The sequence below is a fragment of the Mesorhizobium sp. B2-4-14 genome (assembly GCF_006442155.1).
Lineage (GTDB): Bacteria > Pseudomonadota > Alphaproteobacteria > Rhizobiales > Rhizobiaceae > Mesorhizobium.
This window is the reverse complement of sequence record NZ_VFVA01000010.1, coordinates 63,536-88,393: the sequence shown is the minus strand read 5'-3', so window position 1 is coordinate 88,393 and position 24,858 is coordinate 63,536. Positions and strand designations below refer to the sequence as shown.

At 61.6% G+C, this 24,858-nt stretch carries 20 protein-coding genes and 2 pseudogenes; 8 read left to right on the top strand and 14 right to left on the bottom strand.

Annotation, left to right across the window (positions count from 1 at the left end; genetic code table 11):
• Positions 1-27 precede the first annotated feature (27 nt).
• Positions 28-948, top strand: coding sequence for an ABC transporter permease (locus FJ938_RS11600; protein WP_140610415.1), 921 nt, complete (start codon positions 28-30; stop codon positions 946-948).
• Between the two features lie 3 nt (positions 949-951).
• Here the strand turns inward: FJ938_RS11600 and FJ938_RS11595 are convergent, their stop codons facing one another.
• The 7 genes and pseudogenes from FJ938_RS11595 to FJ938_RS11565 form a co-directional block, all read right to left on the bottom strand.
• Positions 952-1,209 (bottom strand): SDR family NAD(P)-dependent oxidoreductase, encoded by a 258-nt coding sequence (locus FJ938_RS11595; protein ID WP_281407040.1) that lies wholly within the window; start codon positions 1,207-1,209, stop codon positions 952-954.
• Between the two features lie 35 nt (positions 1,210-1,244).
• Positions 1,245-2,423, bottom strand: coding sequence for an alanine--glyoxylate aminotransferase family protein (locus FJ938_RS11590; protein ID WP_140693759.1), 1,179 nt, complete (start codon positions 2,421-2,423; stop codon positions 1,245-1,247).
• A gap of 24 nt (positions 2,424-2,447) precedes the next feature.
• Positions 2,448-3,043, bottom strand: a pseudogene (locus FJ938_RS11585) (N-acyl homoserine lactonase family protein); the annotation flags it as partial.
• A 55-nt stretch (positions 3,044-3,098) separates the two neighbouring features.
• Positions 3,099-4,196: a LacI family DNA-binding transcriptional regulator gene (locus FJ938_RS11580; protein WP_140610413.1), complete on the bottom strand. Its 1,098-nt coding sequence runs from the start codon at positions 4,194-4,196 to the stop codon at positions 3,099-3,101.
• A gap of 112 nt (positions 4,197-4,308) precedes the next feature.
• Positions 4,309-5,838, bottom strand: a complete 1,530-nt coding sequence (locus tag FJ938_RS30250; protein WP_140610412.1) for an amino acid ABC transporter permease/ATP-binding protein — start codon at positions 5,836-5,838, stop codon at positions 4,309-4,311.
• 80 nt (positions 5,839-5,918) lie between these two features.
• Positions 5,919-6,755: an ABC transporter substrate-binding protein gene (locus FJ938_RS11570; RefSeq protein ID WP_140610411.1), complete on the bottom strand. Its 837-nt coding sequence runs from the start codon at positions 6,753-6,755 to the stop codon at positions 5,919-5,921.
• Between the two features lie 158 nt (positions 6,756-6,913).
• Positions 6,914-7,777 (bottom strand): PfkB family carbohydrate kinase, encoded by an 864-nt coding sequence (locus FJ938_RS11565; RefSeq protein ID WP_140610410.1) that lies wholly within the window; start codon positions 7,775-7,777, stop codon positions 6,914-6,916.
• Between the two features lie 95 nt (positions 7,778-7,872).
• Between FJ938_RS11565 and FJ938_RS11560 the strand changes: the two genes are divergently transcribed.
• From FJ938_RS11560 to FJ938_RS29875, 5 genes and pseudogenes are all read left to right on the top strand, one after another.
• Entirely contained in the window at positions 7,873-8,880 is a 1,008-nt protein-coding gene (locus FJ938_RS11560; RefSeq protein WP_246671520.1) for an SIS domain-containing protein, read from the top strand.
• A 62-nt stretch (positions 8,881-8,942) separates the two neighbouring features.
• Positions 8,943-10,070, top strand: a complete 1,128-nt coding sequence (locus tag FJ938_RS11555) for an FAD-binding oxidoreductase (protein WP_140693756.1) — start codon at positions 8,943-8,945, stop codon at positions 10,068-10,070.
• A gap of 125 nt (positions 10,071-10,195) precedes the next feature.
• Positions 10,196-11,167, top strand: a complete 972-nt coding sequence (locus tag FJ938_RS11550) for an SDR family oxidoreductase (protein ID WP_140610408.1) — start codon at positions 10,196-10,198, stop codon at positions 11,165-11,167.
• Between the two features lie 498 nt (positions 11,168-11,665).
• Positions 11,666-11,734, top strand: a pseudogene (locus FJ938_RS29880) (hypothetical protein); the annotation flags it as partial.
• Positions 11,735-11,820: 86 nt separating this feature from the next.
• Complete coding sequence (locus FJ938_RS29875) at positions 11,821-12,180, top strand: polysaccharide deacetylase family protein (RefSeq protein ID WP_246673275.1); 360 nt, start codon at positions 11,821-11,823, stop codon at positions 12,178-12,180.
• Between the two features lie 82 nt (positions 12,181-12,262).
• Here the strand turns inward: FJ938_RS29875 and FJ938_RS11540 are convergent, their stop codons facing one another.
• Both FJ938_RS11540 and FJ938_RS11535 read right to left on the bottom strand, forming a co-directional pair.
• The gene (locus FJ938_RS11540; protein ID WP_140610407.1) at positions 12,263-12,943 is read right to left on the bottom strand and encodes a redoxin domain-containing protein; all 681 of its coding nucleotides are present in this window, start codon (positions 12,941-12,943) and stop codon (positions 12,263-12,265) included.
• Between the two features lie 19 nt (positions 12,944-12,962).
• The gene (locus FJ938_RS11535; protein WP_140610406.1) at positions 12,963-16,262 is read right to left on the bottom strand and encodes an adenylate/guanylate cyclase domain-containing protein; all 3,300 of its coding nucleotides are present in this window, start codon (positions 16,260-16,262) and stop codon (positions 12,963-12,965) included.
• 239 nt (positions 16,263-16,501) lie between these two features.
• On the opposite strand from FJ938_RS11535, the gene FJ938_RS11530 reads away from it, so the two are divergent.
• Entirely contained in the window at positions 16,502-18,274 is a 1,773-nt protein-coding gene (locus FJ938_RS11530) for an adenylate/guanylate cyclase domain-containing protein (RefSeq protein WP_140693753.1), read from the top strand.
• 9 nt (positions 18,275-18,283) lie between these two features.
• Here the strand turns inward: FJ938_RS11530 and FJ938_RS11525 are convergent, their stop codons facing one another.
• Together FJ938_RS11525 and FJ938_RS11520 are read right to left on the bottom strand one after the other, a co-directional pair.
• Positions 18,284-19,687 carry a hypothetical protein gene (locus tag FJ938_RS11525; protein ID WP_140610404.1) on the bottom strand — a complete coding sequence of 468 codons (1,404 nt, stop codon included), beginning with the start codon at positions 19,685-19,687 and terminating at the stop codon, positions 18,284-18,286.
• A 50-nt stretch (positions 19,688-19,737) separates the two neighbouring features.
• Entirely contained in the window at positions 19,738-20,262 is a 525-nt protein-coding gene (locus tag FJ938_RS11520; protein ID WP_140693751.1) for a GNAT family N-acetyltransferase, read from the bottom strand.
• A gap of 291 nt (positions 20,263-20,553) precedes the next feature.
• On the opposite strand from FJ938_RS11520, the gene FJ938_RS11515 reads away from it, so the two are divergent.
• Positions 20,554-21,969 (top strand): adenylate/guanylate cyclase domain-containing protein, encoded by a 1,416-nt coding sequence (locus FJ938_RS11515; RefSeq protein ID WP_140610402.1) that lies wholly within the window; start codon positions 20,554-20,556, stop codon positions 21,967-21,969.
• A 21-nt stretch (positions 21,970-21,990) separates the two neighbouring features.
• Here FJ938_RS11515 and FJ938_RS11510 read toward each other — a convergent pair whose 3' ends face one another.
• The 3 genes from FJ938_RS11510 to FJ938_RS11500 all read right to left on the bottom strand — a co-directional run bounded on the left by FJ938_RS11510 (position 21,991) and on the right by FJ938_RS11500 (position 24,856).
• Positions 21,991-22,470, bottom strand: coding sequence for a class I SAM-dependent methyltransferase (locus FJ938_RS11510; protein ID WP_140693748.1), 480 nt, complete (start codon positions 22,468-22,470; stop codon positions 21,991-21,993).
• Positions 22,471-22,679: 209 nt separating this feature from the next.
• Positions 22,680-23,861, bottom strand: coding sequence for an ABC transporter permease (locus FJ938_RS11505; protein ID WP_140693745.1), 1,182 nt, complete (start codon positions 23,859-23,861; stop codon positions 22,680-22,682).
• A complete protein-coding gene (locus FJ938_RS11500) occupies positions 23,858-24,856 on the bottom strand; it encodes an ABC transporter permease (protein WP_140693743.1) in 999 nt (332 codons plus the stop codon). Before FJ938_RS11500 ends, FJ938_RS11505 begins: the two co-directional genes overlap by 4 nt.
• Positions 24,857-24,858: the final 2 nt, after the last annotated feature.

Below are 24,858 nucleotides of genomic sequence, written 5' to 3'. Positions count from 1 at the left end.
ATTTCGGTTTGCGCAGGAGACAGCCTGATGGATCTCTTCATCGCCATCTTCACCGGCACCATCATCGCCGCCACGCCGCTGATATTCGCAGCGCTTGGCGAGCTCGTGGTCGAGAAGTCCGGCGTGCTCAATCTCGGCATAGAAGGCATGATGCTGATGGGCGCCGCCCTCGCCTTCTGGGCCGTCACCGCGGGCTATTCCATGCCGGTCGCGATCCTTGCCGGTGCGTTGGCAGGCGCCGCCGCATCGCTGCTGTTCGGCGTGCTGGCGCTGACTTTCCTGACCAACCAATATGCGGCCGGTCTGGCGCTGGCGATTTTCGGCTCCGGCGTGTCCGCCTTCCTCGGGCGCGGCTTCGGCAGCGAACCGATCGAAGCGCTGCACGGCGTCAGCATCCCGGTTCTGTCCGACCTGCCGCTGGTCGGGCCGCTGCTTTTCCGCTTCGACCCGATGGTCTACCTGGCCCTGCTGATGTTCGTCGCCATAAGCTGGTTTCTCTACCGCACAAAAGCCGGCCTCGTTCTGCGCACGATCGGCGAGTCGCCACAGACGTCCCATGCGATCGGCTATCCCGTGATCAGGATACGCTATATGGCGGTGCTGTTCGGTGGCGCGATGGCCGGCCTGGCCGGTGCTTATCTTTCGGTCGCGTACACGCCCCTATGGGTCGAGAACATGACCGCCGGCAAAGGCTGGATCGCGCTGGCATTGGTGGTCTTCGCCACATGGCGGCCGGTCCGCGTCTTGCTTGGCGCATGGCTGTTCGGCGGCATGACCATCCTCCAGCTGCAGGGACAGGCGCTGGGACTGGAGGTGCCGTCCGAACTGTTGTCGGCCCTGCCGTATCTGGCGACGATCGTCGTATTGGTCCTTATTTCGCGAAATCGTCAAATGCTTGCACTGCATTTTCCAGCCTCGCTCGCGAAACCATTTCGGCCGGCAAACTAAGACCTAGCCCATATCGATGCCGCCGGTCAGCGCCTGTATCTCGGCAAACAGGGCCTTGACCGATCCGGGATCGGAAATGTCGGCGGCGATCGCCTTCGTCTTGCCGCCGATCGTGGCGGCCGCCGCCTTGGCGCCGTCTGCGTTGATGTCGCTGACGATGACGGTCGCGCCGTCGGCTGCCAGCCGCGCCGCGATCGCCTTGCCGATGCCTTGCGCGGCGCCCGTCACCAGGGCCGTCTTTCCCGCAAGCCGTTCAGTCATGAAATGTCTCCCTCAATGTGCAATCTGATTTGTGCTCAGGCGTCGGCGTCGATCACGGCCAGCGCCGCGTCGATGCCCTTGCCGACCGCAAGCTTCTGGCCGGCCGCGTTCATGGCGCCGCCCAGCGCCGTCAACGCCGCGATTGCATAGATCGGCTGCGCGGTCGGGCCCATATGGCCGATGCGCGTCAGCTTCCTCAGCGTTTCGCCGCGACCTGACGAAAACACCACGCCGTAGCGAGCGCGCGCGGCCTGGCGAAGCGCCTTCTCGTCGACGCCATCCGGTATCCGGACAGCGGTCGTAGTCGGCGACGCAATCTTGTCGTTGATCGCCCAGATCGACAGGCCCATGGCGGCGACGCCCGCGCGCATGGCCCTTGCCGTCAGCGTGTGGCGCGCCCACACGGCCTCCGGCCCCTCGTTGAGATAGAGGTCGAGCGCCACATCGAGCCCGTTGATTTGGGAGACCGATGGCGTGAACGGGAACGGCTTCTCGCGCGACCAGGCATTCTCCCAGTCGACGATGCTCAACATCGACGCGCGTGGTGCCAGGGGATTGGCCTTCATCTTGACCCAGGCGCGCTCGCTGATGCCCATCATCGTCAGGCCGGGAGGTGCTCCCAGGCATTTGTTCGGGCCGGTGACATAGATGTCGGCCTTGCAGTCCTCCGGATGCGTCTTCATGCCACCGAAGGACGAGACGGCGTCGACGATGAGATAACCACCATGCGCCGAAACCAGCGCGCCGATGGCGTCGATCGGATTGATGGTGCCCGATGGCGTGTCGTGATGGCAGACGGCAACGATCGTGATTTCCGGATGCGCCTTCAGCATGTCGGCGACCGCCTGCGGGTCGATCGCCTCGTTGTAGGGCACCTCGATCTCAAGCAGATGCGGCGAGTAGCGTTTTGCCCAATAGCCGAACCCCTTGCCGTAGACACCCGAGGCAAGGTTGAGCACGACGTCGTCGGGCGTGATCAGCGACGCTGCCGCCGCTTCCAGGCCCAGCACCGGCTCGCCATGCAGGATGACGGGCTTGTTCGACAGCCGCATCGCCTCTTGCGCCTTGTCGACCACCTTCTCGTAGAAGAGCTGGAATGCCGGGTCGTAATCGTAGAGCACCGTGCGGCTGAGGCCGCGCAGCACTTCCGCGTAGGCGTTCACCGGCCCCGTGGTCAGGGTGATGACCGGATCGGCGTGTTCGAGATAGCGCATGGTCTTGTCTCCGATTGACGGCGGTCAGCCGTAGAACTGCGTGCCGGTTTTGTAGATCTTGAAGTTGTCCATGTCGTGCGAATACATCAGCTCGGCGCCGTGATCCTCGGCCGGCTTCTTGACCTTGCGCATCGAATTGACGCCGGCGACCGGTCGATGTGGAAAGCCGCCTGGCACAGCGTCTCGAGGCATTTCTGGGTATAGGCGGCGTCGATGGTGAACATGATCGGCTTGCGCTGGGAAACTCGACCAGCAGGCTGTAATGGCCGATCGAATGGCCGGGCGTCGAGATCAGCTTGACGCCCTTAGCGAGTTCGACGTCGCCTTCGATCCCCTCGAAGGTGGCGCGCGTGTGCCCTCCAGCAGTTGCGCGGTCGCGCCACGCGCCTCCGCAGCTCCGCCGAGAAGCTCAGGTCGGAATAGCCGAGATGCTCGAAAGGCTGCGGATTGCAGGCCTGCGGCACCTCCGTGCGATGGCAGATCTTCTTGGCATGCGGAAAATACTTGTGGCCGCCGCAATGGTCGAAATGGAAATGCGAGTTGACGACGACGTCGATGTCCTTCGGCTCGAGCCCGAGCAGCGCCAGTGCGCCGGGGATGGCCCGGTGCTTTTCCTGGATTCCGGTCGAGGGCGCGGCGCACGAATTCACCATGCTCGTCGGACGCGAGGGCGGATTATGCGGTATAGACGGCGATCGAACTGCGCTCCACCAGACGGGCCGTCAAGATACGGTGCTCGAAAGGTATCATGGTCTCGGTCAGCCTCTTCAAGAGGAGTTCCGCGGCTGCCGCTCCAATCAGATGCGCCGGCTGCGCTATGGCGGTGATGCCTTGGGCCACGAACTGCATCCAGTCGAGATCGTCGAAGCAAAGCAACGATACGTCTCCCGGAATCGCAAGTTTCAGTGCGGAAGTCGCCTCCAAAACCCCAGTCGACATGACACCATCGGCGGTAAACAGGGCAGACGGGGCATTGCGCATCGTCAATAGGTCGAGCGCCTCCTTGCGGGCTGCCTCGCTCGAATAAACCGCCACGCGGCGGATCAATCGCAGATCCGGCTTGATGCCTGCGGCACGATGGGCTTCCAAATAACCCAATAGCCTTTGCCAGCTTGGATGATGATAGCGAACATCAGAGCTGGAGAGATCGGTGTTTGCCACAAAGGAGCCGACATCATCGCGCTGGCCGGGCCCGAGTTCCGCCAGTATGGCGATGCGGCCGTGGCCGGCCGCGAGCATCGTCGCGATGCCGCTGCGCGTTGCAGAAACGTTGTCGACCACGACTGAATCGGTTTCCAGACCCGCCGCGATGCGATCGAACTGCACGACGGGACAGCGGGCCGCGACGGCCTCCCGCAGATGATCCGGCTCGTCCACAAAGGTCGATGAGACGATTAGTCCGTCGACCTGCTTTTCCAACAGGAGCTGAACCGCCTCTCGTTCGAGTTCGGGATTTTCGTCACTGTTCGTAACGATGACACCGAAGCCGCCGCTACGCGCGACATCCCCTATTCCGCGCAGCACGCTGGCATAGAATGGGCTTTCGATGTCGCCGACCACAACCCCGATGGTCTGCGTCTTGCCGGTGATTAAACCTTTGGCCAGGCGGTTGGGGCGATAGCCCAGCGCGGCGGCGGCGGCGCGCACTTTCTCCTGAACTTCGGGGCTGCTGTAGCCGTAATCACCAAGTACGCGCCCTGCCGTGGCGGAACTCACCCCGGCCCGGCGAGCGACCTCGATGATGGTTGGGTTTTTTGATGATCTTGAAGTCACTCACCAAGCCTTGCCGCCCATGGGTGCATCGTGAAGAGACGAGCTAGCGGCAGCAGACCCTGTCCCGCAAGGTTGAAAACCACCTCACCCGAAGTTGCGCACATCATTGCAATCACAACACCTCAGACAGAAAGCGCCGAAGGCGTGGGCTCTGCGGATTGTCGAAAAGATCCTGCGGCCGCCCTGCTTCGACGATCCGGCCCTCATCCATGAACACAACCTGGTTCGCGACCTTGCGAGCGAAATTCATCTCGTGCGTGACCACGACCATGGTCATTCCCCTTTGCCCAAGGTCTGCCATCAAATTCAGAACGCCTTTCACCAGTTCCGGATCAAGGGCGCTGGTGACCTCATCGAAAAGCATGACTTCAGGTTCGAGCGCCAACGCCCGCGCAATAGCCACCCGCTGCTGTTGTCCGCCCGAAAGATTGGCCGGCCGGTGATCCTTGCGTTCCAGCAGCCCGACCTCCTGGAGTCGTTCCTGGGCCAAGCGGTCGGCCTTTTCGCGCGACACGCCTTTGACCTTGCGCAGTGCCAAAGTGATATTGGCGAGCGCGCTGCGGTCGGGAAACAGATTGAACTGCTGGAAAACCATGCCGACGCGCCGGCGAAGCTGGTCAGGCGTCGACCTATGAATGCTTTCGCCATCGAGCAGAATGTCGCCCGCGCGACATTCGACGAGCCGGTTCAGGCATCGCAGCAACGTTGATTTGCCCGACCCGGATGGCCCGATGAGGCAGGTGACAGTCCCTGGCTCTACTTTCAGACTGACGTCATGCAGGACCTGAAGGTTGCCATAGGCCATATCTATGTTTTTGACTTCAATGCCGCCGCCCTTGAAACGCGTCGTCGCCGCCGCGGACGACTTCGCAACGTCCGGCCTGCCCGCTTCGGCAAGCTCGGCGACTTCCTTGAGCCCGCTCTGCACAGCGACGATGCGCTTGCCGACGCGCATGCGCGCATCGATATAGTTGACAAGGTGGGTCAAAGGCACCGTGATCACCAGGTAGAATATGCCCGCCAGCAACAGCGGGGAGAGGTTGCCGGTTAGGACGGCCTGATCTTGCCCCACCCGGAACAGTTCGCGTTCCGAAGCGAGAAGCCCGAGGAAGTAGACAAGGCTGGAATCCTTGACGTTGCCGATGAACTGGTTGACCAGTGCCGGCAGCACGCGGCGGATGCCTTGCGGAATAACCACCAGCCTCATGCCTTGGCCATACGTCATGCCAAGAGTACGCGTGGCGTCGAGTTGCCCGCGTTCGACGCTCTGAATCCCTGAGCGAAAGATTTCTCCGATATAGGCCCCGGCAATCAGGCTGAGCGCCAGAATGCCCAAAGGATAAGGTGACGGACCGAACAAGTCGCGGCCCAGCCGGGCAAACCCTTGGCCAATGATCAGGATCGTAACGATGGCGGGCAGCCCGCGAAAGATGTCGGTATAAAATCGTGCAATGAGCTTCAGCGGCCAGCTTTCGGAGATCCCCATCACGGCGAGCACCATTCCGATCAGCGTGCCGAACAGGGTCGACGCGATCGCCAGGATCAAGGTGTTTTTCAGACCCACCATGATCATGTTGGGCAGGACGTCCACCATCGCCTGGAAGTCCAGGAAGCTGCGCGTGAATGTATCGAGCCAGCTCATATTCAATCCCACCAGAAATGCGGCCGGGCACATCGCTCACGAGCCCGGCCGAAAAGCATCGATGAAAGACGCCCTGCGGACTACTTCTTGGGCAGATACTGGTCCGGCATCGGGGTGCCTGGGAACCACTTTTCGTGCAGCCGTTTCCAGGTGCCGTCGTCCATGGCCGCATGCAGCGCCTTATTCAGCGCCTCGCGAAAGGTGTCATTGCCCTTTTTTACGACGAAGCCCGCCGGCGCATCGAAGGATGGCACGTTCATCGTTATCTTGAGGTTTTTATAGCGCTCGACATACTGCTTGGCCGACTCGTAGTCGGTGAAATGGCCATCGATCGTTCCGTTGTTGAGTGCAGCTACCGCGGTGTTGTTGTCGGGAAATTTGACGATGTCACCCTTCAGGTTCTTCTCGGCATAGATTTCCTGCAGTGTACCCTGGATCACGCCGATGCGCTTTCCGGCGGTGCTCTCATTGCTGGTCAGTGCCGGATCGGCCGAGATGATCGACAGGTAGCCAGCGAGGTAGCCGTCGCTGAAATCCACGGTCTTCTTGCGCTCCGCGGTCGTGCCGATGGCGGCAACGGCCACGTCGAAACGGCCGTTGGCAACGGAGGGCAGCAGCGCCGAGAATTCCTGGCCGGTGAAAACGACCTGCTCGTCCTTGAAACCGAGCCGGTGGGCCACGTCACGGAACAGTTCCGCGTCGAACCCCGTGAAATTGCCATTGGCGTCGGTGAAGACATAAGGTTTTGCATCGCCCATCGTCCCGACACTGATCGCCGAAGGATCAATGAGGTTGTAGGGATTGTCGGCCGCCTTTGACTGCGTTGACGCGACCAAAGTTCCAAATCCGGTCACCAGCGCAATGGTCGCGGCCAGACCACATTTGATCAGCCGACGCCTGCTCGAATTCGTTTGCATGTCTTCTCCTCTCATTGATAGCCGTACTCGGCCTGCGATCCCACTTGAGCTCTCATCCACGGACCGACGCTCTCAGGCGACGCCTGGTTTCATGATGAGAACGTTCTCACGTTAGCATCGGAAATTCTTTACGTCAATTGTCATGGAGAACCCGGCAACTACACCGTTCCGTCTTGTAGGCGCTGCGCTCGGAGCAGGATTTCGGACGTGACCACGCCTATATCGATCGCCGCCGCATGGCCGACCGCCCCGTAGTACTGGCATGTAGCCGCCGCTGCCTCGGCGGCTTGGCCGAGAATGTCCCGAGGTGCCTCTTGCTTAAGAAGGCCGAATAGCGTTCGGGCGATGAAGGTGTCGCCCGCGCCCAGCGTGTCGACCGGTTCGACCAGTCGCGCCGGGACGCGGCAGGAGACGGAGTGGCTGCGAAGCAGCGCACCGGCCCGACCACGCGTGACAAGGACCCATTTGGAACCACATGCAAGCAATTCGGATGCAATTGCGTCCGATTCCTTGTCATCGAGACCGTCACCCGACACCGAGGCCAGATAGCAGTAGCGTCCGATCGAATGGCGATGCTCCGGTTCCCGACGTGTCGAAAAATCATAAGAAACCAGCGATTTATTGGCAATCTCCGGTATCCATGCATCGAGCCCGCTAGACTGACCGATGTGGGTGGCCTGAAAGCCCGAGAGAAAATCGAGATCTTCTCGGTTCGGCGTGAACATCGACACGCCGAGATCGAAGGTCAGGAAAATCCGATCGGCATTGTGGTGACCTATGAGGCAGTAGGCGGTGGGCCCGTCGAGGCGGCGCAGCCGACTGACGTCGACGCGCTCCGATGACAGCGCGGTGTGGATCAGGTCCCCGGCGCGGTCTCCGCCGATCGCTCCGACATATGCCGTCTGCCCGCCGAAGCGGCTGATATTGACCGACACATTGAGGCAGTTGCCGCCAGGATACATCTCGCCCCGGGCAATATAGCAATCGACAACGTTATCGCCCATCGCGGCAATCTTGACCATGGCGGAACTTTCGGTTTATGAATATGAGAACGTTCACACAATGACTGCTGTTTGTCAATTGTGCGCCGGCCTCAAGCTTTCCGAACGAGACGAGGATGCTCATGATTTCCGCACTGCCCGCCGATGTAGAACGCGCCCTGGCCGCCACGGCGGGCAGGCGGTTTTCGCATCTATTTCTCGTGGCGTGCGGCGGCTCGCTCTCCATCATGATGGCAGGAAAATACTTCGTCGACCGTCACAGCGGCACGATGGCCTGCGACATCTACAATGCGGATGAGTTCGTCTGCCGTGATCCACGGCGCTTGGGACCCGATACGCTCGTTGTCCTTTGCTCGCAGACCGGAACCACTAGGGAAACGGTGCGTGCTGCCAATCATGCGCGGGATCGAGGCGCCACGACGATCGGCATGACACTCGACCAAACATCGCCGCTTGCTGGGGCGGTCGACCACCCGGTCGCCTACCAGGCTTCCTACACGACCGGCAAAACAATCGATTCAGCCTACAGCAACTACGGAGTGCTCTACATGGTGCTCGCTGGCCTGATCGACGATCGAGAGAATGCCGGACTGACCGCCGACCTGCTGATCAGCCTCGGCCATCTCCAGCCGGCGATCGATCGTGCGCACCGGATCTATGCCGACCGGTTTCAGGCCTTTGCACCCCGTTTCGCGCCGCGCAAGGCAATCTATACTCTCGCCAGCGGTGCCAGCTATGGCGCGGCCTATTCGTACGCAATCTGCGTCCTGATGGAGATGCAGTGGTACGATTCGCAGGCCATACATGCCAACGAGTTCTTCCACGGGCCTTTCGAGGTGGTGGACGAGGATGCAGGCTTCATTGTGATGTTGGGGCTGGACGAGACGCGGCGCCTCACTGAGCGCGCGCGCGACTTTCTTTTCCAATATGGCAGCCGTGAGAACATCCTGCTTGTGGACGCAACGGAACTCGACCTCATGGGCATGGCAGATCGGATCAAGCCCTATCTCGTGCCCCTGGTCTTCTTCGACACTCTATGGCGGTTTGCCTACAAGCTGGCCGATCTGCGCGACCGGCCGATGCTTGAGGGCCGGCGCTACATGAAGAAGCTGAAGGATTACTAGACCTACCGTTCTTCGCCCAATGTCGGCATTCCCATTCCTCTTCCGCGTAGAAGGAACTCTCCATGACCGCATCCTCAAAGCCGCGCCAGGTGATCGTCGTCGGCGCAGGCATCTTTGGTGTCTCCTCCGCTCTGCATCTTGCTCGTCTTGGCCTCGACGTGACGATCGTGAACGATGGTGCGCCGGCCAATGGGGCCTCGGGCCGTTCACTTTCCTGGCTGAACTCGGCGCGGCGCGCCGACACCGCCTATCATCGCTTGAGGCTCGCTGGCATCGACCGCTATCGCACGCTGGCTGCCACAAAGCCGGAAACGGCATCGTGGCTCCGCTTCGACGGCGGCCTGACTTGGGATGCGGACGAGAACACAAACCAGATCGTCTCGATCTGCCAACTGGAGCAGGATATCGGCTATGACGCCCTGTTGCTCAGCCCGGCGGAAGTTGCCGCCGTGACGCCCGGTGTGAATACCGGTGCGATCAGTCCACAGGGCGCGATCTTCAATCCTGGCGAGGGATGGGTCGACTTGCCCGCTCTGATCGATCGGCTGCTCAAGGAATTCCGCGCCAAGGGCGGCAAGCTTGTCGAGGATGCCGGACGCGTGCGGATTGATATTATGGGGGGCCGCGCTCGCGGCGTCGTCACCGCTGGTGGCGAGCCGCTAAAGGCAGATTCAGTGCTGCTTGCCGTTGGACCAGCCACTCCAGCCGCGCTCGCCGAGATTGGCGTTCATGTCCCCGACGCCACGCCGATTTCGCTGCTCCTGAAAACCCAACCGATCAAGACCGACCTTCGTGCCGTTCTGAACACGCCGCGGGTGGCGGTGCGGCCAACGCCCGATGGTGCGCTTGTTTTGGATTCGGCATGGTCGGAGGAAGAGGTCGTCGCCAACTCGGACGGCACCTACACCGTGCACGACAGGACCGTCCAGGGACTGCTCGACGAAGCCAGTGCAGTGCTCGACGGCAATCCGCGTCTCCAGCTCGCCGCCTACGCCGTCGGCCCGAAGCCTATCCCCGGCGACGGCGAGCCGGTGCTTGGAGAACTCGAGACCGTCCCTGGTCTCCACGTTGCCTTCAGCCACAGCGGCGCCACGCTCGGACTGATTGTCGGCGAGTTGCTCGCCCGCGAGATCGTCTCGGGCAATCCACACCCAATGCTCGCAACCTTCCGCGCCAGCCGTTTCAGCTAAACAGGTGACAAGGGAGCCGCAGCTCCGATGCGGCCGACAGCAGCGACCGATAAAGGAAATGATGCGAGCGGCGTAAACCTTTTTGTCTGACGGGAGTTGTTCGTTCTCCAGATCAGGAGACAGCCATGCGGATGAAATCGGAAATCGCCGGCGAGGCGGCCAAGCAGCGCCACATCCAGCGCAGCATCGATGCAAAGGACAAATCGAGACCCAAAGCCAAACAGCAAGGCGCCATGCAGGCAGGCGCGCGAAATTACCCCGAACCGCCCTTCCCCGAGCAGCACCAGCCAAAGCCTGGGCATGAGTGGGCGATCGAGCCCGCTCCGCTTTACGACGCGCCCTACTACCTCGGATCGAAAAAACTCGACGGCAAAGTCGCCTTGATCACAGGTGGCGATTCCGGCATCGGCCGTTCCGTAGCGGTTTTGTTTGCCCGAGAAGGCGCCGACATTGCGATCGTCTACCTGGCGGAGGACAAGGACGCCCAAGAGACAAAGGAGGCTGTCGAGAAGGAGGGCGCAAGCTGCATCCTGGTGAAGGCCGATGTCAGCAAGCGCGAACATTGCCAGAGGGCGGTGGCGGAGACGGTTGAAAAATTCGGGCGGATCGACGTGTTGGTCAATAATGCGGCTTTCCAGATTCACTCCCAGGATTTCAGCGAACTGACCGAAGAGCATTTCGACACCACGCTGAAGACCAATCTCTACGGCTATTTTCATATGGCTCAGGAGGCCGTGCCGCACATGAAACCCGGCTCGGCCATCATCAACACCGGCTCGGTCACGGGTATCGAGGGCTCGAAGGCGCTGGTCGACTATTCCATGACCAAGGGCGGCATCCATGCCTTTACGCGAGCGCTCTCCGGCAGCCTGATCGGCAAGGGTATACGAGTGAACGCCGTGGCGCCGGGTCCGGTATGGACGCCGCTCAATCCAGCGGACAAGGAAGCAGATGATGTGGCGAAGTTTGGCGCCGACACGCCGATGAAACGACCGGCGCAACCGGAAGAACTCGCGCCCGCCTATGTGTTCCTCGCCTCGCCGCACTGCTCGAGCTACATCACCGGCGAGATATTGCCGGTCGTCGGCGGATATTGACAGAGCGGCTGGTGTGGCGAAGACCAGATGATCCTCACCCGAGCGGTGAAGAAAGCGCGGGCGGAAATGCACGGGCGCATCGATCTCAGCTCTACGCCGTCGGACATGAGTGCTTGCCATTCCAGCCTGTCTTCAAGTCTTTCTTGCCTGCCTCCAATTCGCCCCGATCTTGACAGGGCTGTGCTGCCGTCCGATGCCGTCATCCGTTTTTAACATTCGCCGACTCTTGCCGAAAAAACGAAAGCTCGATGATCCAGGGCAATGCTACCGTAGGCGGTGTGGTACCGATGTTCCTGGCGGACGATGGGTCGACGAAGGAAATCGCCGGCTATGTGTCGGGACTCCTGTTCTACCTCCGAACCAGGCGCGGGTAAGACGGCGTGGCGCATCATCCCTTGGTTTCGATCGTGGTGGCTGCGCGCCAATGGCTTTCACGCGATCATGTCCGAGCAACTGGAATAGTTCATCGCCAACCGTCACCCTTTCGTTGGCCGTCCGGTGCTGATCACGTTCGATGACGGCTTCCAGAACTTTGCCGACCATGCCTGGCCGATCTTGCGCGGGAACGACCTGACCGCGGAAGTGTTCCTGGTGACGGATTTGGTGGGGGAAGTGCCAAGTGGGATGCCGACTGCGGTCCACCGACGCCGCTCATGGACGCCGGGACGGTGCGGCGCCTCGCCGGCGAAGGTGCGTTCTTCGGAGGCCATATGGCGACGCATCGCGCCATCGACGGTCTGTCGAGCTCCGACCTGGCCGCCGAACTTTTGCGCTCACGCATGTTCGTCGAGCGATGGACCGGCCGGCCAACGACGACGTTCGCGGCGCCTTTCTCTGTCACCGACCGGCGGCTTGGCCGGCTGGCCAGGGAGTGCGGCTATCGAACCGGCTTCGGCGGCAGGCACGGGCCGGCGGACCTCGATTGCGATCCAATCGACCTTCCCCGCATCGAGATTCGCGGCGACCGCTCGCTCGATGACTTTGTCGCCATTCTGGAGGCCGCACTCGAATGAGCCGTACAGTCCGGCTTGTCGAGGCCAACGTCTGAATTGCTTCAGCTTTGTTCAGGTCCCGCCGTTTACCGCGTTCACAAGTCTATTGGGCGACTTGGGACACCGCTGACATCAGCTCCCGCGGGCTTGGCGCCCCGAACATGTATCGCCCACCCTCTGGAACCTCCGTGAAGCTCCAGCGAACGATGCCCTGCCGGTCCAGCAGGAACTGACCGATCAGTTGTCCGTGTCCCGTTGCCATCATCTGCTCGTCGGCTTCGGTCACTTCGTAATGGTCCTTCTTGTCGAGGAATGAGCTGGCTGCAAAAGGATCCATTGGACCGGGCATCTCGCCTGGCATATCGACCCGCATAGCCATCGCCGTTGCCATCGAAACCTTGTAGGGCCAGCTCGTTTCGTCTTGGGTGAATTCGAGATTGGGCAGTCCAAAGGCACGATGTGAAGCGCGCTCAGGGTCGGAGGCCGCGAGCAGGTTCGGCATCGGGTGGTAGCGGAAATAGAGACGTGCCCGCTCGATGGGCGTGTTGACCACCGTCAGGCTCCCGACGCCCTTTTCACGCAGCTCCGGATCGAGCCGCGCCTGGGCGGCGATATGGCGCCGGCAAAACGCACAATGCAGACCTCGAAACAGGCCGACCAGCACGGGTTTTTGTCCGCGAAAGTCGTCCAGCGCGATCTTGCCTTCCTGGGTAATGGCGTCGAGTACAACATTCGGCGCACGGTCGCCCGGTTGAAGCGGCACCAAGTCACTCTGCGCGGACATTTGCAACCTCCAACCCCGGCTAGTCGAGAAAAGGCAGCACCACAAGCGCTTCCGGGTCGAGCCCGTGCTGGGCGCATATACCCTGCGCCAGGGAAAAGTAGCGTTCGGCCTCGATCAGATTGTCGAGGTCGAGATTAAGCGTTGCGAGGCCATCATAGCACGGAAACAGCAGTTGGGGGTCGCCCGTTTCGCGGGCTACGTCCAGTGCTTCGTGGAACAACCCAACCGCCAGCTCCGGGCGGCTGTTGCACTGGTGGATCTGCCCAAGCACGATCAACGGCACCGGCAGGTGCTCACGCTGGTCGAGCGCCCGGTCGATCTCGATGGCCTTCTCGGCAGCGGGCACGCCCTCCGTCGGACAGCGATCCGTGAAAGTACAACAAGCGACCGCCAGATTGGCGAGGAGGCGCGCCTGGAAACCCAAATCACCAATACGACGCGCCACTTCAAGACCGCGCCGACAGACCTCCATCGCCTGTGCCGGATCGATGGTCGTATAAAGCACGCCGAGATTGGTATAGCCGCGGCAGGCCGCGCCCGGCAGGCCGGCGGCTTCGGCCAATTCAATGCTACGCTCAACCTGACGCACGGCTTCATGGTTTCGCCCAAGGCGAGCCAACGCAACAGCCTTGGTATTGAGTGCCTCGGCGGTCACAAGAGTGGCATCGCGCCCTGCCTCGGAGACATGCTCCGTTGTCAGATCGCGTACGCAATCCAGCGCCGCGTCTGCCCATTTTGCCGCGAGAGCGTTATCTCCGCCACGGAACGCCTGTCGGCCACGTTCTTGCCAGAGATGGGCCTGCTCGACCGGGGCATCCGCCCCATCGAGGAGCGCTGCCGCTTCAGCATAGCGGGATTCTGCGTTGTCCCGCTTGCCGACGTCCCAGAGCAGCCGACCGATCTTACGCAAAACTCGTGCCGAAGCGATATGGTTGGCCGACTCGCGATATGCCTGCAACACCGTCTCGTAGTGGTGGTGCGCGATCTCGCGGCGGCCTAGCGGGCCGCTCAAATCGGCAATGCACTCTGCAATAGCCAGTTTGAGCGGTGCCTGCCCGGTCGTGCCCAGCGCAGTCAGCGCTCGCTCGTAGAAACGAAGGGCGTCGTCGTTGGCATATATCATGCGGGCGCGATCGCCCGCTGCCTGCAGGTAGTGCGCGCCCTTCTCCCGCTCGGCGCTCTGTGCGAAATGATGACCGAGCACGGTCAAATCCTCGAGCCGTTCCGGCTTGTCGCCGCAAAGTTGCTCCAAGGCAGCACCGACTCGCCCGTGGATGTCGGTCCGGCGTTGCAGGAGCAGATTCTGGTAAATCACGTCCTGCAGCAACGTTTGCGTAAAGCGGTAGCTTTGCGACGAGACCGAGCCTGATCCGGCAACTTCCTCAATGATTTCCGCATCGCAAAGCAGTTCGCAGCCGGTTTCCAGCTTGCCGGGGTCGGCGGTCACGGATCTCAGAAGTGTGGCATCGAAGCGCGGGCCGATTACCGCGGCTTCCTGGGCCAACCGGCGCACCTCTTGAGGCAGCCGGTCGACGCGAGCAAGCAACATTGCCTGGATAGTGGCGGGAATGCCGGTTGCGACTTCGCCTGCCACAGTCCGCCATTGCTGACCATCGCGCATCAGTACACCGCGATCGACAAGGCCGCGAACGATCTCCTCTACGAAAAGGGGGTTGCCGCCCGCGCGCTCGAGGATCTGGTCGAGAAGCCCGCCTGCGGAGTTTACCCAGCTCTCGCCGAAAAGCGCCGCCAGCAGGGTGCGTCCGTCATTGTTGTTGAGCGGCGAAAGCCTGAGCGCTGTGTGACTGACCCGACTTGAGTCGAGCTGGCCGTGGTCCGATGCCGGACGATGCGTGACCAGCAACATCAAGCGCGTACGTTCCAACCTGTCCATTACGAAACGTAGCGCCTCGAGCGACACGGCGTCGGCCCAGTGCAGGTCTTCGACGACAATCAACAGCGGCGACAACGCAAGCCGCCGTTCGATGATTGTGCGGACTGCGTAGAGAATTTGCCGCCGCAACTGCTCTGGCTCGACATGCTGCAAGGTGGCATCGGGGTCGCCAAGGCCAAGCACATGGTAGAGCAAAGGCATCAGCCGCTTCGCCTCCTCGCCCTGCAGGCCGAGATCGCCAAGCAAGCCTGCGAGCTTGCCGCGCATTTCGTCCCCACTGTCGTTTTGCATCATCCCGGCAGCGCTGCGCACCACTGCGCCCAAAGCGCCAAATGATTGTTCGCCCAGCGGTGAGCATGTGACCCGCCGTACGGCGACGCTGCGAAAACGATCCTCGTCGCCGACGCGGGCCACGAACTCCTGCACCAGCCGCGATTTCCCGATACCGGCTTCTCCGACGAGGCGGACAAGTTGGGCCGAGCCGCCACACGCCTGGTCGAGGCTCGCCAGCATTCTATCGAGCTCCGCACCACGACCTATCATCGGCGCACTGAGGCCGAGCGCCTCGAGCCCACGTGCTGCACGCGGCGCCGCAAGCGGTGCATCCAGTCGATGGACGAGCACGCTGCCAGCCTTGCCGCGAAACACGACATCACCCAGCGACTCGTAAGAGAAAGCATGCCGGGTCAACCTGTGAGTGAGCTCGCCTACCAGCACCTCACCCGGTGCGGCCAGCGATTGCAGTCGTTGCGCCGTATTCACGGTGTCGCCGGTCACCGAGTAGGATTTGGCGGTGCCGATGCCCAATCCGCCGGTGACGACCGGACCCGTGTTTATGCCGATGTGGAGCAACAGAGGCGAGCCGGAGTGAGGGGCGCTTTCGCCGAGCCGCGCCGTCCGGGCGATCATGTCGAGAGCGGCGCGAAGCGCACGTTCGGGATCGTCCTCATGCGCGACCGGTGCACCGAACAAAGCGAGCAGTGCATCGCCGATGAATTTGTCGACGAAACCACCAAAGTTTCGCACGGCCGCCGTCAATTCCTTGAACAATTCGTTCTGCAGCGTTTGCATGACCTCGGGGTCGAGCTGCTCACTGAGTGTCGTGAAGCCGCAAAGGTCGGCGAACAGCACCGTCACCGTCCGGCGATCGGCGTCGGAGACAGGATGCAGCCCTTCTTCGCTTTCGATGTTCGAAAGCAGCGACGGGGTTCGAGAAGGCGGCACAATGGTCCGGCTTGGTGTCGGGCCAGGCCGTTCGACGGCTTTTGCGTGCGCACCAACGCTTGCCCCACATTTCGGACAGAACTCGAAATCAGGCGCACAGGGATAGCCGCAACTGGCGCATGGCACGGGCTGGCGCCTGCCACACCTCGGACAGAAGGCGTAACCGCCCTCAATCTCGAAACCGCAGCCCGAACAGTCCATGGAACAGACCTCGCTAGGGGCCGTGACGGCATGATCTCGCTGCGTACACACCGCCACGGTCTCACAAGGATGAACCGATCGCCGTCGGCCGGCAAGCGGCAGCGCAAATGGGCATCGAACGATCCGTGTGGATCCGGCAACGGAGCGCTGCGCATCGGGCGGCTGCGTGGCCGCCGTTTTTGCGAAAGTTCCCTCCTGCCTCCGTGTTCCTGCTATCGTGGAGATGAGGAAACGGACCCATGAGCGAGAATCGTAGGCTAGTCGCAATCCTGGCTGCGGATGTGGTCGGATACAGCAGACTCGCAAGCGCGGACGAAGATCGTACGTTGGCGAGGCTGCGGACACTGCGTAGCGACCTGATCGATCCGACTATCGCCGTGCACAACGGGCGCGTCATCAAGCGCACAGGCGATGGGGCGCTGGTCGAGTTTCGCAGCGTGGTAGACGCCGTGCGCTGTGCCGTCGAGGTGCAGAACGGCATGGTCGAGCGCAATGCCGGCGTGTCGCAGGACCGCCGTATCGAGTTCCGGATCGGCATCCATCTGGGTGACGTCGTCGAGGAAAGCGACGGCGATCTGATGGGCGACGGCGTCAACATCGCCTCGCGCCTGGAGGGCGTCGCGGCGCCGGGCGCCATTTGCCTGTCAGAAGATGCCTATCGCCAGGTCAAGGCGAGGCTCGATCTCTCCGTCAACGATCTCGGCGACACCAAGCTCAAGAACATCGCCGAGCCCATCCGGGTCTATTCGCTGCAGGTCGGCACCGCCGGGGCCAAGGTGCCCGCGACTTCGGATACCGCGGCGGTCCGGCCTGCGGCGGCAGCGCCGCCGAAGCTGTCGATCGCCGTCCTGCCGTTCGCCAACATGAGCGGCGACGCCGAGCAGGATTACTTCGCCGACGGTATCTCGGAAGATATCATTACGGCGCTGTCGAAGCTGTCGCAGCTGTTCGTCGTAGCCCGCAATTCGTCGTTCATCTTCAAGGGCCAGAACGTCCATGTGCAGGAGGTGGGCACGAAGCTCGGCGTCCGGCACGTGCTGGAGGGCAGCGTACGCAAGTCGGGCAACAGGGTGCGCATCACCGCGCAGCTCATCGATGCAACCTCGGGCGGCCATCTTTGGGCGGAGCGGTTCGATCGCGACCTGACCGATATCTTCGCAGTGCAGGATGACGTGACGCAGCACATCGTCGGCGCGCTCGCGGTCAATTTGGCGGATGGCGACCGGCAGCGGCTGGCGCCCGAGCACACCCACAATGTGGAGGCTTATGATTGTTTCCTGCGAGGCCGGGAGCTGTGGCACCGGCTGACGAAGGAAACGAATATTGCCGCCCGTGACGTTCTGAAACGTGCCGTGGAACTGGACCCGAATTTCGCTTCGGCGCACGCCTTTCTGGCTCTCACTCATGGGCTCGACTATTTGAACAGGTGGAGTGCCTCGCCGCCGAGATCGATGGAGCAAGCTGCCGAGATTGCGACGCGGGCCGTAGCAGTGGATGATGGCGACCCCTTGGCACATTGGGCGCTCGGTCTGGTCTACCTTTACACACGTCGGCACGACGGAGCCATCAGCGAGGCTGAGCGCGCGATAGTCCTCAATCCGAACTTCGCCGAAGCGCACGTAAGCCTGGGCGAGGCGCTCCACTATTCGGGTAGATCCGAGGAGGCGCTACAGTGGTTCGAGCGCGGCGCGGCCTTGAACCCCTATTTTCCGGACGTGCTCCTGCATTTCCAGGCGTTGGCATGGTTTCAGCTGGAAAAGTACGAAACGGCCGTCGACTTGTTGCAGCAGCGGTTGAGCCGCAATCCCATCAGCGACGTCTCGCGCGCGCTTCTAGCCGCCAGCTACGGCCATCTGGGCCGTTTCGACGAGGCCCGTGCGGCATGGCAGGAGGTACTCCGCGTCAATCCCGACTATTCGCTGGAATACCGCCGCAAGATCTTGCCCTACAAGAACCCTGCCGATTTCGAGCTCGTGGTGGACGGGCTGCGCAAGGCCGGAATCGTGCAGTGACCGGCGAGGTCATGTCCGGATGAGGCCTTGAGGCTCAGGTATCACTGCCCGGCCGACCTTGCGCCATCGGGGGTTTTCGCGAACCAGTTTGAGGTCGTCGGTCGTCTCGGCGAATGTCCGCAAACGGTATTGCCGGAGCAGGTCCGGGAAGAGCGCCCCTTCCGGCAGGCCGGCAAGCTGCTCGCGGACCGAGATCTTTTCATCGATGACCCCCATGCCCCAGGCATTTTCCCGAACCTGCAGTTCCGCAGCCAGATCGCGCTCTTCCGGCGCGTTTTCATCCAGCACGGCCAGCAGGATCGAGTGGAAAAGCGCTACATAACCAATCTGTCTCAGGCCGCCCACAACCCGCACGCGCGGCAATATGGCAAGAACGAGGAACATCAGGAACAAGTTCGGCAGCAGCACGCCGTCCAGCAGCGCCTGCCTGAGATGCGGCCGCTCGAACGGGATGCAAAGGCCATTCGGCCTGTCAGGCTCGACCAGTCTCCCGTTGTCGAGGACGAGCTTGCGCACGCGCTCCTCGCGGATGCCCCAGAAATAGTCCGTCGCATTGGGCAGGAATCTGCCAAACGGGCTCGATGCGGCCTCTTGCAAGGCATGGTCGAGACGCTGGCGTCTTGCGGGCTCGATGAGCAGCCTGGAAAGAAGGTTGCCGTCGGATTCCAGATGCCGCGCCATGGCAGCGCCGGCGAGCCGATCGTTGATGAAAACCGGCAGGGCCATGCCAGAACGGTCCCAATTGGCGAACAGATCCTCGTTGAGGGCTGTCAGTGCATCGGCGGCGGTTCCAAACACCTTGTCCTGACTGGCAAGCAGTGTGCCCAGCCAGCGGCTGGCATCCGTTTCATCGCCCACCGCTTCGAGCCCGCGCTTGTTGAGGGAGACGGGACCGGCCACGCAGGCGCTTTTGCGGCACAGTTTGTGGCGCCCCATGCCAAACAGGTTGACCTTGGCGTCGCCGACATCGAGCCATCCCGGCCCCTCCCGGCCAATCGTCTCCATGGTCATCGTCGTTCCCATGAAGCCGACAAACGCGGACAGTCCGTTTTCGACCGCGCCGAGCCAGGCAAGCAGCAGGGCATCGAAGGTGATCCGGTCCATCAGAAGCAGGCAATGCAGGCCGGACTGAATCACCGGTCTGTGCTCGAACTCTTCGAGGACCTTGCCGGCCTCCTCAGGTTGCATGACCGCACCGAGGCGCTGATGCAGGACTTCACGCAGGATCGAGCGGGCAGCGATCGCCGGGCCGGATGCAGGCCTTGCCACCGGCCGCCACAGATGGCGGGCATAGTCGGAAACCGGTGCATTCCAGTTCAGCTCGATGTCACGCACGACTTCCGGGCAGAGCAGCGACAGCACAGCCAGAATTTCCGCCGGAGGCGTAAGGGTTCGGTCAAAGGCGGCGGTCATTGGTCCCGTCTAGCCGCTTGTGGTGCAAACGCCAAGGGAAACAGCGAGGCCTAGAACCGCAGCCGGGCCATGCTCAGGAGGTCGTGGTACTGCCCGTCGGTAAAACCGGCCTTCACATGCCGACCTTCGACCTCGAAGCCGTGGCTTGTGTAGAGACGGATAGCCGGTTCGTTGTCGGCATAGACGGCCAATTCGATCCGCTTCAGGGCCCTCCAGTTGTCGGCCACGTCAAGCAGCGCGCCAAGTATGGCAGAGCCGATGCCCTTGCCGACAAAGGCATCGTCGAGGCCGATATTGATCTCGCCGATATGCGGACGGCGCGGCGAACCCTGCACGACCAAGCTGCCATGGCCGACGACCTTGCCGTCCAACTCCGCAACGATCCAGGTGGTTTCCTGGCCGGACTTGGCGATGCGCCGCTCCACCTGCTCCACCCTCTCGAAGGGCATCCTGAACGTGCCCCAGCGGAAACCCGGCATGTTGAAGATGGCGCAAAGCGCCTCCGCATCGCTTGGCCGGACGGATCGGAGCAGCGGCTGGATTTTCTCGGAGCATGGCGAGGTCGTGCTGGTCATGGCGTTCCGGCAAAGGCAATCGGCTCGCCACGATGTACCGGACTTCACCTGAAAATCCAGCCGTCTCTGCAATCCATGATGCCGATTGCGCCAAGATACCGTTAGATGGCGTAGAGTTTGATGCAGCGTGGTGTCGCTTGTGGCCAGTGAAATCCGCCGCACGGAATTGAACTGTCACCAAGCTTATCTATTCGAATGGCGGTACAGTCCATTTCGAAGTAAAATGGAACACTCGGACCAAAGGGCGGTCTGGTCAACACGCCTTGGGGCGCATTTTCCGGAGCCTGCACCATGAACGAAGCTCAGGATCTGTTTTCGCTTCTGCGGCAATCGACCGATGTCGATCCGAGGGCAATCGACGCGATTGAGCGAACCATCGCCGAGGCAGGAGACCGCGAACTTTGCCGCATCAATGCGCCAGCCTTCGCCAGCAAGCATGGCCTCGACGAGGAGCGCGCCATAAGCGCCTTCCTGCATGCGGCGCGGGTGGGCATCTTCGACATTTCCTGGAACGTCCTGTGCCCCGGCTGCGGCGGCGTGCTCGACACTAACGCCACGCTGAAGACCCTGCAGAAGGACGAATACACCTGCACGCTGTGCTCCGAGGGATATTCGCCGACGCTCGACGAGATGGTCGAGGTGACATTCACCGTCAGTCCCCGCATACGCAGGATTGCCGCCCACAATCCACACGAGCTGCCGTTGATGGAATATTTCCGCCAGATCTACTGGGCGTCCGGCGTCGATCTGCCGGATGAGGATTTCGCGAAAAAGATGGAAGAGATCTCACTGGAGGATATCGAGCTTGCGCCCGGTGAAAAGGCGGTTTTGCCGGTACAGCTGCCGCCCGAATTCGTCATCGTCTTCGAGCCGGTCACCCATTCAGTGCAGTTCATCGACGGGAAGGGGGAACCAACAAAGGAACGCCGCAGCCTTTCTTTGGTCTTCGACCGCGATCATGTCCAGAGCCAGACGCTGGAGATGCAACCCGGCCCGTTGCGCATTTCGCTGGAAAACAGGACCGACACCCGCGTGCTGCCGACGGTCTTCATCGCCGGCAAGGCGTTGCATGATTTGCTCGGCAAACGCCGGCCCTTCCTCACCGCCAAGCGCCTGCTCACCAACCAGACGTTCCGCGATCTCTACCGCGCGGACACGCTCGACATCGACCAGCGCCTGAAGATCACCAGCCTGACCTTCCTGTTCACCGACCTGCGCGGATCGACCGCGCTTTACGAGCGGGTGGGCGATCTTTCGGCCTTCGATCTCGTGCGCGAGCATTTCCAGGTTCTGCACGAGATCGTCGCGGCCGAGGCAGGCGCGGTGGTGAAGACGATCGGTGATGCGGTGATGGCGACCTTCGCGACGCCTGATCGTGCGATTGCCGCGGCCCTCAGGATTCGCGAAGCCATGCGTGGGCTCAACGAAAAGAGCGGGCGCGAGGACCTGCTGCTCAAGATCGGAGTCCATGCCGGTCCCTGCATCGCCGTGTCCATGAACGAGCGACAGGACTATTTCGGCCAGACGGTCAACATAGCCTCGCGGGTGCAGAACCTTGCCAATGCACAGGCGATCTTCGCCACTCGTGCGGTGGTCGACGACACTCTCACCGCCGATCTGTTGCACAGAAACGCGCTGACGCCCGTGCCCCACGAGGTCTCGCTGCGCGGTATTGAGCGAGAAATAGCGATATACACGATCCCCTGAGGGCTTGGGTCGCCTCGGTCCTTACACGCGCCTGCAGATAAAATACCGATCGGCCGGCACCGAAGGCGGCGGCACGAGGCGTTGCAACAGCGGGTGATCGAGCGGCGTGCCGCTGACCGCGATGCCGCCGACGCGAAGCAGGCGCGCGGCCAGCTCGGGAAGCCAGGTAGCGGTCACCGCATCGCGATCTTGATAGCCGGTGCCGATGTCGGCATGGACAAGAGCGGCGTCGATGCCAATGAACCTGCCCGCCGTCTCACGTATTTCGCCGAGCACGAGGTTTTCAGCTTCGGGAATTGAACTGGAGTGCGCGGCTAGCGCGCGGTCGAACGCCACGATCCGGCGTCTGGGCAGGCGCTCGCGCAGGTGGTGGTACGTCCGGCCATTGCCCAAGCCGAGTTCGAGCACGGGACCCTCGATCTTCGCCACCTCCGCGCAGACTTGATCGAGAATGTCGCGCTGTGCGGTCATCCTGCGGATGAAACTCTCGAGGCGACTCATATGCGTTCGTGTGTCCTGAACCAGCTCAAAAAATCGGCAATGCCCGCGACCGGAACGGTTCGCGGGTAAAACCCGGGCGCGACGTAATAAACCCGGATCGAGCCTCGCCGCATATAGAGCCGAACGATGAACACTGCAATGAACCGAACAGGCTACCTACAAGGATCATACCGGTGGGTGGCGGCGCGGCGCGCGGCGGAATAGCGATGTCACTTGTAGGGGTCCGCGGCGTCCCGCAAGCCGTCGCCGAGGAAGTTGAACGCCAGGATGACGAGAATGACGGGGAGCATTGGCAAAAGCAGCCATGGATAGAACGCGATCACATTGACGCTGCGCGCCTCGGTTAACAGGATGCCCCAGCTGGTTGTCGGCGCCCTCAGGCCGAGCCCGAGGAAGCTCAGCGCCGTCTCGCCCAGGATCATTCCGGGTATGGAGATCGTCGCCGTCGCGATCAGATGCGACATGAAGCCGGGAATGAGGTGCCGCCGGATAATGCGGCTGCTGCTGGCTCCCATCAACTGCGCGGCCAGGACGTAATCCTCCTCACGCAAGGCTAGAAGCTTTGAACGCACGGCCCGCGCCAGTCCGGTCCAGTGGAGCAGCCCGAGGATGACGGTGATGCCGAAATAGATCAGGATCGGACTCCAGGTTATCGGCATGATCGCCGCCAGAGCCAGCCATAGCGGAATGCTGGGGATCGATTGCAGAACTTCGATTATCCGTTGCACGATCAGGTCGAAGATGCCGCCGTGATAGCCGGCCAGTCCTCCGATGACTATGCCGAGCAGGAAGCTGAAACTGATGCCGACGAGGCCAATTGTCAGTGAAATGCGCGCGCCATAGATGATGCGCGAGAACACATCGCGGCCCAGCCTGTCAGTGCCGGCCAGAAAGAGTTGGCCGTTTTCGGCAGGGCAAACAAAATGCCTGTCACCTTCGATCATGCCCCAGAACCGGTAACTGTCGCCCTTGCAGAAGAAACGGATCCGCTGAACATCATCCTGTTTGTCGACGTAGTTCCGCTTGAGCGTGTCCATGTCCAGCATCATCTGGCGGCCGTAGACGAACGGCCCGATGAACTGGCCGTTGTGGAACAGGTGCACCCGCTGGGGCGGCGAATAGATATAGTCCATGTTGCGAGTGTGCAGATTGTAGGGCGCCAGGAACTCGCAGATCAGTATGCTGAGATAAAGCGCCGCCAGGAATATGCCTGACATAAGGGCAAGCCGGTGCCGTCGGAATTTCCACCACATCAGCCGCAACTGCGACGCCTGAAAGACCTTCGACTGCTCCGGAGTCATCGCCTCGACCGACTGCAGGTCAAAGGGCTCTATGGAAACGTAGTGTTGCAGAGGGGCACCCGGAGCAGGCAGCGGGGATTGCGTGTTCATTTGGTGCTGCCGCCCTGCAAACGAATTCGTGGATCGAGCAGCGCCAGCGCCAGGTCGGAAATCAAAACGCCGATGACCGTCAGGAAGGCGAGGAACATCAGGAACGATCCTGCCAGATACATGTCCTGGCTTTGCAGCGCCTTGATCAGCATCGGCCCGGTCGTTTCCAAAGACAGCACGATCGCCGTGATTTCGGCACCGGAGATGATGGCCGGCAGGATTGAGCCGATGTCTGAAATGAAGAAATTGAGCGCCATGCGCAGCGGATATTTGACCAGCGCCTTGAAGGGATGAAGGCCTTTGGCGCGCGCGGTCACGACATATTGCTTGTGTAGTTCATCGAGCAGATTGGCGCGTAGCCGCCGGATCATGCTGGCCGTGCCCCCGGTGCCGATGATAAAGACCGGAATCCAGAGATGGGCGAGGATCGACTTCGCCTTGGCCCAGCTCATGGGCTCGCCGAGATATTGCTGGTCCATGAGATGGCCGATGGACGTGCCGAACCAGATGTTGGCGAAATACATCAGGATCAGCGCCAACATGAAGTTCGGAATGGCAAGGCCGAGAAGGCCGAAGAACGTCAGGCCGTAGTCGCCCCAGCTGTATTGATGGGTGGCGGAGTACATGCCGATCGGAAAGGCGATGAGCCAGGTGAAGATGATCGTGACGAACGAGACCAGCACGGTGAGCCACATTCTGTCCCCGACGACGTCGCGAACCGGCAGCTCATATTCGAAGGAATAACCGAAATCGCCATGCAGCATCCCGCCTACCCAGTAGAAGTAGCGAACGATCGGCGGCTTGTCGAAACCATATTCCTTCCGCATCATATCGATGCGGTCGGAATCCACCGCTTCGCCTTGAGCCTTAAGCTCGGCAACGTAGCTGTCGAAATAGTCGCCCGGGGGGAGTTCGATGATCGTGAACACCAGCGCCGATATGACAAGCAGCGTTGGAACCATTGCGGCGATGCGCCAGACAATATATCGAAGCACGC

Coding starts and splice junctions, on each gene's coding strand:
- FJ938_RS29875 (WP_246673275.1), top strand. CDS start 11,821: ATGGACGCCGGGACGGTGCGGCGCCTCGCCGGCGAAGGTGCGTTCTTC.
- FJ938_RS11535 (WP_140610406.1), bottom strand. CDS start 16,262: ATGGACTGTTCGGGCTGCGGTTTCGAGATTGAGGGCGGTTACGCCTTC.
- FJ938_RS30250 (WP_140610412.1), bottom strand. CDS start 5,838: ATGAGCTGGCTCGATACATTCACGCGCAGCTTCCTGGACTTCCAGGCG.
- FJ938_RS11555 (WP_140693756.1), top strand. CDS start 8,943: ATGACCGCATCCTCAAAGCCGCGCCAGGTGATCGTCGTCGGCGCAGGC.
- FJ938_RS11590 (WP_140693759.1), bottom strand. CDS start 2,423: ATGCGCTATCTCGAACACGCCGATCCGGTCATCACCCTGACCACGGGG.
- FJ938_RS11505 (WP_140693745.1), bottom strand. CDS start 23,861: ATGAACACGCAATCCCCGCTGCCTGCTCCGGGTGCCCCTCTGCAACAC.
- FJ938_RS11530 (WP_140693753.1), top strand. CDS start 16,502: ATGAGCGAGAATCGTAGGCTAGTCGCAATCCTGGCTGCGGATGTGGTC.
- FJ938_RS11510 (WP_140693748.1), bottom strand. CDS start 22,470: ATGAGTCGCCTCGAGAGTTTCATCCGCAGGATGACCGCACAGCGCGAC.
- FJ938_RS11560 (WP_246671520.1), top strand. CDS start 7,873: ATGCTCATGATTTCCGCACTGCCCGCCGATGTAGAACGCGCCCTGGCC.
- FJ938_RS11565 (WP_140610410.1), bottom strand. CDS start 7,777: ATGGTCAAGATTGCCGCGATGGGCGATAACGTTGTCGATTGCTATATT.
- FJ938_RS11550 (WP_140610408.1), top strand. CDS start 10,196: ATGCGGATGAAATCGGAAATCGCCGGCGAGGCGGCCAAGCAGCGCCAC.
- FJ938_RS11525 (WP_140610404.1), bottom strand. CDS start 19,687: ATGACCGCCGCCTTTGACCGAACCCTTACGCCTCCGGCGGAAATTCTG.
- FJ938_RS11570 (WP_140610411.1), bottom strand. CDS start 6,755: ATGCAAACGAATTCGAGCAGGCGTCGGCTGATCAAATGTGGTCTGGCC.
- FJ938_RS11515 (WP_140610402.1), top strand. CDS start 20,554: ATGAACGAAGCTCAGGATCTGTTTTCGCTTCTGCGGCAATCGACCGAT.
- FJ938_RS11540 (WP_140610407.1), bottom strand. CDS start 12,943: ATGTCCGCGCAGAGTGACTTGGTGCCGCTTCAACCGGGCGACCGTGCG.
- FJ938_RS11520 (WP_140693751.1), bottom strand. CDS start 20,262: ATGACCAGCACGACCTCGCCATGCTCCGAGAAAATCCAGCCGCTGCTC.
- FJ938_RS11595 (WP_281407040.1), bottom strand. CDS start 1,209: ATGACTGAACGGCTTGCGGGAAAGACGGCCCTGGTGACGGGCGCCGCG.
- FJ938_RS11600 (WP_140610415.1), top strand. CDS start 28: ATGGATCTCTTCATCGCCATCTTCACCGGCACCATCATCGCCGCCACG.